A 1,338-nucleotide genomic window follows, 5' to 3' on the forward strand; every position below is an offset into this window, starting at 1 on the left:
CTGATGCGGTCGATGTCTTCCGGGATCAGCTCGATGCCGTAGTCCCACGGCGCGCCATCCATGTTCCAGTGCTTCGGGTTCTGCTCGTAAACGCCGAGCAGCACGCCCTTGCGCTCCTGCCTGAGATACGAAAAGCCGTCGAGATCGACGGCGATGCCGATTTCCCTGTCCAGCGCCGCGATCTCGGGAATGTCCTCAGTGATGAAATAATGGTGCTCCATCGGCGTCACCGGCAGGTCGATGCCGGCCATGCGGCCGAGCTGCTTTGCCCACAGCCCGCCGGCATTGACGACATGCTCGGCGATAATGGTGCCCTGCTCCGTGACGACATCCCAGCGACCGTCGGCGCGCGGCTTCAACTCGACCACCCGGTTGCGCAGGATGATGTCGGCGCCGCGCTTTTTTGCAGCGCCGGCATAGGCGTGCGTCGTGCCGTACGGGTCGAGGTGCCCCTCGTTGGAATCATGCAGGCCGCCTAGCACGCCGGTGACGTCGACGATCGGGCAGATCGCCTTGATCTCGTCGGGCGTGACAAGGCGCGCGGTCTCGATGCCGACCGACTGAAACACCGCCCAGGCCGATTTCAGCCACTCCCAGCGCGCGGGATCGCTGGCGATGTTGACGCCGCCCGTCATGTGCAGGCCGATATCCCAGCCGGATTCGGCCGCGATCTCGCGGTAGAGATTGATGGTGTAGTCCTGCAGCGCCGCCACGTTGGGGTCGGCGTTGAGCGCATGGAAGCCTGCCGCCGCGTGCCAGGTCGAACCGGCTGTCAGTTCGGCGCGCTCGATCAGCGCCACATCGCTCCAGCCAAATCGCGTCAGGTGGTAGAGCACCGAGGCCCCGACCACGCCACCCCCGATGACGACTGCGCGGTAGTGCGACTTCAAGGCTTCCCCTCCACGGTTAGTCCGAAGGCTGGATCATATATGCACTGGACATAAGTGTCCAGTGCCGCGCGCGCATCGTTTTTCGTCGACCGCCGGCATGCACTGCGCGCTGTCACGCAAGCATCATGTTCGCGCCGTAGACCGCGTTTCGGGGAGGCTTGCGCGGCATCATCGATGTCGCACCTCTTTCAGTTTTTCGTCCCGCGGCCGCTCCGGCACATCCGTCACAAAGAGGATTATCCATGAAACACCTGTATCGAACCGCGTCGCTCGGCGTCGCGCTGGCCTTGTTCACCGCCTTGACGCCGGCGCTCGCCGACAGCACCGCGACCGTCGGCGGCACGAGCTTTGTCAACAAAGGGCTGGTCGGCGTCGGCCGCATCCCGGCCGCTCAGCGCGACAAGTTCGGCGAGACGTTTGGTTCGGGCTCGGGCATGTCGATCGACAC

Annotated in this window: 1 protein-coding gene and 1 pseudogene; one reads left to right on the forward strand and one right to left on the reverse strand. The window is 64.5% G+C overall.

The window, feature by feature from the left end; translation table 11 throughout:
- Positions 1-890, reverse strand: an 890-nt coding sequence (locus EN984_RS34870) for an FAD-binding oxidoreductase (protein ID WP_164765934.1), incomplete at its 3' end; no start/stop codon positions are given.
- Positions 891-1,132: 242 nt separating this feature from the next.
- Between EN984_RS34870 and EN984_RS34875 the strand changes: the two are divergent.
- Positions 1,133-1,338 (forward strand): annotated as a pseudogene (locus tag EN984_RS34875) (hypothetical protein); the annotation flags it as partial.

The organism is Mesorhizobium sp. M7A.F.Ca.CA.004.12.1.1 (assembly GCF_003997835.1).
In the GTDB taxonomy this organism is placed as follows: Bacteria; Pseudomonadota; Alphaproteobacteria; order Rhizobiales; family Rhizobiaceae; genus Mesorhizobium.